At 32.3% G+C, this 4,274-nt stretch carries 4 protein-coding genes; 3 read left to right on the top strand and 1 reads right to left on the bottom strand.

The window, feature by feature from the left end; genetic code table 11:
- Positions 1-227: 227 nt before the first annotated feature.
- On the bottom strand, positions 228-392 hold the full coding sequence (locus BAU27_RS32600; protein WP_016128376.1) for a hypothetical protein: 165 nt from the start codon (positions 390-392) through the stop codon (positions 228-230).
- 486 nt (positions 393-878) lie between these two features.
- Here BAU27_RS32600 and BAU27_RS30380 point away from each other — a divergent pair, with 486 nt between their 5' ends.
- From BAU27_RS30380 to BAU27_RS30370, 3 genes are read left to right on the top strand one after another with little or no spacing between them, the layout of a single operon-like run.
- Positions 879-1,235, top strand: a complete 357-nt coding sequence (locus BAU27_RS30380) for a YxeA family protein (RefSeq protein WP_071773025.1) — start codon at positions 879-881, stop codon at positions 1,233-1,235.
- A 42-nt stretch (positions 1,236-1,277) separates the two neighbouring features.
- Positions 1,278-2,039, top strand: a complete 762-nt coding sequence (locus tag BAU27_RS30375; RefSeq protein ID WP_071773024.1) for an ABC transporter ATP-binding protein — start codon at positions 1,278-1,280, stop codon at positions 2,037-2,039.
- 15 nt (positions 2,040-2,054) lie between these two features.
- Positions 2,055-3,911 carry an FtsX-like permease family protein gene (locus tag BAU27_RS30370; protein WP_071773023.1) on the top strand — a complete coding sequence of 619 codons (1,857 nt, stop codon included), beginning with the start codon at positions 2,055-2,057 and terminating at the stop codon, positions 3,909-3,911.
- Positions 3,912-4,274 lie beyond the last annotated feature (363 nt).

Genomic DNA, 4,274 nt, shown 5'->3' with positions numbered 1-4,274 from the left:
AACATAAGAGAATAGTAACGTGCTTTTAACTTCAAAAATAGTCTAAATCCTTAAGTTGATGGATGTGTGGCGAGACCCCTTAAAGAGGATTAATCTTTATAAACAAAAGAGCAGCTAGCAAAAGCTAACTGCTCGGTTCTCCAAGGGGGAACAAGGAGAAAATCTAATGTCATATACAGTATTGACGGAATATTGAGTTTTATTCAAAGGGACTCATAATCTACAAATTAGATTATGATATTTGCTATAACCCATATCGCCCAGAAAAGAACTAAAAGTTCTATTGAAATCCAAAGTGCTTTTTTCTCAGGTTTTTTAAACTCTTTTATTAAAGAGAAAACAGCACTAATTGCTATAAGGATGAAAAGAACGAGTCGTATTGTATCCGGCATTTTAATCACTCCTAATTTTAAATTAAATTCATTATATAACGATTTTAAAATTTTTAGATAATTATTGGTGAGAATTAAGCAAAATTTAAACAAAATAATCCTTTTAATAGGTATCAACGTGAGTGAGTGGCGCTTATAACCAAGCGTGCGACTCCTGTGAAGGTGTTAAAAAGTGCAGGGGGACGGGTATTATTAACAGGTGTCATCTTTATGTTTGATAGTTGTGTGTAACTATATGTACATTTCGGATATATGTATTAATCTGAAATATATGCTTGCCTGACCAAAAGGAACTCTTACAAAAAGGGTTCTTTTTTTATAAAATGTGTACCTTTTTGTTAAGAAAATCTTAAGAAGCTCTCTCACTTTTTATTAAGAAATGCTCTTTATACTTAGAAATGTGTTAAAGAGTATATTCATTCTGATTTAAATTCCAAAGAATGAATAAGATGACATCTAATTAAATAAGAAAAGAGGAAAAGATAGATGAAAAAAGCATGGATTGCTGTTTCAGGATTAGTAGTTGTAGGAGGTGGATTATTGACTTATATAGGAGGAGAAACAGTAGATAGATTTAATCCGTTAGTGAAAGAAAAAGATGTGTACGTTCTTACAAAAGGGGAAGCAAAACCTGATCCTAAACACAACGGTAGGAGATATTTTTACGAGTTAAACGGAGTGGATACATCAGGTAATGAAAATACCGTTAAATTAGGGGTTTCTAAAAAAGATGGTTATTCAGATTCTTATTTAAAGGTTCATGTAAAAGGAAAGTATGTTTACGAATTTGAGAAAGTGCAGGAAAAAGAAGTTCCTGAGAAAGCAAAAGAAAAACTTAAATAATAAATGTGATTGTTTCAAATTAAAGAAAAGGTAGGAAATATGATGAACAACTCAGTTGTAAATGTAAAAAATGTTCAAAAAGTGTACGGTAAAAAAGGTGAAAATCAGTCCCACGCTTTAAAAGATGTATCCTTCTCAATTCAAGAAGGAGAATTTGTTGGAATCATGGGACCGTCCGGTTCGGGAAAAACAACATTATTAAATGTAATTTCAACATTAGATTCTGCAACTGGAGGTATTGTTGAAATTGCTGGTATCGATATCACTAAAATGAAACAAGGAGAACTTTCAGATTTCCGTTCTCAAAAATTAGGTTTTATCTTCCAAGATTTTAACTTATTAGAAAATCTATCTATTCATGAAAATATCGCTCTTCCACTTTCACTTCAAGGCGTCCCATCGCGTAAGATTGGTTCAAAAGTAAAAAAAGTAGCCAATATGTTAGGGATTTCAGAAATACTTCAAAAATATCCATCTGAGGTATCTGGTGGACAAAAACAACGTTCTGCGGCAGCACGAGCGCTTGTACATGAACCAGCAATTGTTTTAGGGGACGAGCCAACAGGGGCATTGGATTCAAAAAATGCAACAAGCCTGTTAGAAGCAATGAAAAATTTAAATGAAAAACAATATGTTTCGATTATGATGGTTACCCATGATCCATATAGTGCAAGTTATTGCCAGCGTATTTTGTTCATCCAAGATGGTGAGCTATATAAAGAAATTCATCGTAGTGGTACACGTGAATCGTTTTATAAAGAAATTTTAGATGTACTAGCGGATTTAGGTACACAAAAAGGATAAGGAAGGACAACCACCATGGTATTTAAACTTTCTATGTCAGGACTAAAAAGTAAGCTAAGTGATTATATTGTCTTACTAGTTGGTCTTGTTATGTCAATTTCAATTTTTTATATGTTTCAAACGCTAGCATTAAATAAAGCATTTATCGAAGCGAATTCTACTATTCGCTCAATTAGTATGGTGTTCCAAGTGGGAACATGCTTGCTTGGAATCATTACTTTCTTTTATGTTCTATATGCAAATTCTTTTTTGATGTCTCTTCGTCAAAAAGAATTTGGGATGTATATGATGTTAGGTGCAAAAAAACATAAGGTGACATTACTTATGTTTCTGGAAACAATTATGATTGGGGCAGTATCCTTAGTAATTGGAATTATAGTAGGTATAGGGCTTTCACAGGGAATTGGTAAACTCCTTATGAAGCAACTGGATTTTACGGCGAGTGGTTACCAAGGGCTTTATGTCCCATCGATGCTAGTTACTTGTATGTTCTTCTTGGTATTATTTGTGTTATCTGCCATTATGAATAGTGTGAAATTATCACGTATCTCCGTTCTACAACTTGTACATGCAGATGCTTCAGCAGAACGTACAATGATTAAAGGGAAGTGGACTGGGATTGTTTCATTTTTAGCCATTATTTTATTAGGAATTGGATATGCTTCCATGATTTATATGAATAAGTTAAAAGAACAGGGTCCTATGATTGCGATGCTTACCACTACAGCGGGAACATATATGTTATTTACTTCTGTACTTCCGCTTATTATTCAAAAATTAAAGAGTAATAAAAAGCGTAGTGAGAAAGGCCTTAATGCTTTTACATTTGCACAATTAAACTTTCGTATTAATAGTTTGACAAAAGTACTCGCAACAGTAGCTATGTTAGTAGCACTTGGCGCAGGAGCAATTTCAGGTGGAATGGCTTTCAAAAATAACGTAATGAAATCGACTGATCAAATTGAAATATACGATACAGTTCTTCATAATCCAACAGAAGAAGAAAAGAACATTTTAGATGGTATTACATTTAAAGAAAAAAATGAATATCGCTATAAAGTGGATGAGAAGTATATTTATTACTTGAAAGAAGATTTAGAGAAAAATCGTCCGCTTGTACAAGCTGGAATAGAAAAAAAGGATAGAGGAAAAGTAAAACGAGTTTCTGAAAATCTTCCTGTAGGAGCAATTTCAAAATATGGTGAGGAGAATAGGGAGAACACAAATATTATCCCAGAAAAGTGGGATGACGCTTTAGGGTCTCTTCAACCAACCTATTTAAATTACATGGAAAAAGTAAAAAAAATAGTAAATCAAAAAATGTATGATGGAATTCAAGAAAAAGAAAACACCGTTGTGATTGGAAAAACGGATGATTTTGTAAAACATTTAGACAAATGGAAAAAAATTGACGAGTTGCAGCTAGTTAAATATAAACATGTCACAGCTGAAGATATCTTCAGTAAATATCAAATATATAATACAATTTACGCCAGCGCCAGTGGCACAGTATTTATGGGATTCTTTTTAGGTATTGCTTTCCTTGCGATGATGGCAAGTTGCTTAATGTTTAAGATTCTTTCCGGTGCATCAAAAGATATTGTACGCTATGAAATGCTTCGTAAAATTGGGGTTCGTCATGAGCTATTAACAAAATCTATTTACAAAGAGCTATTTTTAGTGTTTTTATTCCCAGGAATAGTAGGTATGGCTCACGTGTTATTAGGTATGAAAATTTTTGGTTTTATTTTAATTGATCCATATTTCCGTATTTGGTTACCAATCTTAATATTCGTAATTATCTATTCAATCTATTACTTTATTACAGTTCAATTGTATAAAGGAATTGTTCTTCCTGAAAAAAAGAGATAAGAATATGGTATTTTACTGTATATGCTTAATATATAAGTAGGGATATCTATTATAGTGAGTTTTTTTAGCTAGCAAGGTAGCTAGGTTGAATTTAATTTAATATTTTCAATATGAATAAGAGAGAAAGAGAACATAATTTAATTTATGTTCTCTTTCTTTATCTAGATCCTTATAAAATAAAAATATGTTATTCGGCTGAATTTCATTTTACCCTTAGCGCAGAAAAATCAAGGTTTATCCTTCCAAAAAATGTATTAGCGTGGGTTTTATGTCATTTGGTTGGCGGTACCCCATCACCATCAAGCTAACAAATAAAAACACCCCCAAAATGAAAAAAACGATATTCTTTCTATCTAAATTGTA

The organism is Bacillus sp. NH11B (assembly GCF_001884205.1).
Taxonomy (GTDB): Bacteria; Bacillota; Bacilli; order Bacillales; family Bacillaceae_G; genus Bacillus_A; species Bacillus_A proteolyticus.
This window is presented reverse-complemented; position numbering and strand designations above follow the sequence as displayed.